The organism is Phaeodactylibacter luteus, from assembly GCF_007993045.1.
Taxonomy (GTDB): domain Bacteria; phylum Bacteroidota; class Bacteroidia; order Chitinophagales; family Saprospiraceae; genus Phaeodactylibacter; species Phaeodactylibacter luteus.
In genome coordinates this window covers 1-1,152 of sequence record NZ_VOOR01000142.1, presented here as the reverse complement: position 1 = coordinate 1,152, position 1,152 = coordinate 1, and the positions used below count along the sequence as shown (strand labels likewise).

Below are 1,152 nucleotides of genomic sequence, written 5' to 3'. Positions count from 1 at the left end.
CTACCTCGTTTTCATTCCTTATTCATTAATTCCAATTCTTCTTTCGCTTTTTTTACTACCGCTAAATGTTCGTCATCTTCAAAAGCATGATATATTCTTAATCTATCTTCTTCACTCATAAGAAATTTAGCTCGAATCAAAATCATATATCTTTCGTGAGGAAAATCATCGTCATTCTTTGAAACTAAATAGTTAATTGCTTTTTCGTCCTTAAATTTCATTATTGAAAGCAATGCAACTTGTCTTGTGTAATCTGAAGACCAAGAAATGCTAATAGAGTCTTCAAATATCTCGTATTTCGAGTTGTCTGCTCCATTTGAGGCATCAATTAATACCTCAAGTACATTTTCATTATTTGGATATCGTGACAGATAGTTAATTGCTCGATTTCGAGTGAAATATTCATTGTTATTATAGCAGTCGATTAAAAAAGGGACTATTCGGTCATCTTTTAATTCATGAATAATTCTCAAATATTCTGCAAGTCTTTCACTCATTGGTTTGTAGGTTCTTTCTCCAGTTTTGAACCCTGGACCTTCAATTACTCGTCCTTTGGTTTCTTCTTTTATATCTTCAATCATTTCATAAATGAAATTACCTAATTCTTCTTGGTTGTCAATCACAGGGAGTAAAATACTTGATTCCTTCGGGACAATTTCCGTATTGTCATAATTTGTTTTTCTTGATAAGAAAGGATTGGATTTAGCAATTCTAAATTTTTTGGAAACACTTAACTTATAATTATCCGCTCTTTCTATATCCCCCCACATTGGTAGAAATAGTTTGAACTTTCTACTTTCTTTTGCTTTTATCTCGTGAAATCCAATTCGTCCTCCCATTGCTCCCCACAATTCTCTTTTTTTCAATGTATCGTTGTCTGACGAAATGATATAAACATTAAAACTAATTTTTCTACCACTTCTATAGTCACCTCCTTCTTCGACATAAATTGATTCATCAGAGTTATTTTTCAATACATAATTGAAGAATGCAGGTTCGCCAAGTAGTAATGTATCCTTTGGTAATTCAATATAAGTTGAAACCTTTTCAGCAAAATTATTCGATTGACCAAACATCAGACTTTGAGTCAATATCATAATTAATAACGCTATATACTTTTTATTCTTTTCCATTGTTTTCTTAATGAGGTAG

At 31.4% G+C, this 1,152-nt stretch carries 1 protein-coding gene; it reads right to left on the bottom strand.

Features of this window, described 5'->3' with window-relative positions; all coding sequences use genetic code 11:
* Positions 1-11 precede the first annotated feature (11 nt).
* Positions 12-1,152, bottom strand: a 1,141-nt coding sequence (locus tag FRY97_RS21855) for a HEAT repeat domain-containing protein (RefSeq protein ID WP_211356958.1), incomplete at its 5' end; no start/stop codon positions are given.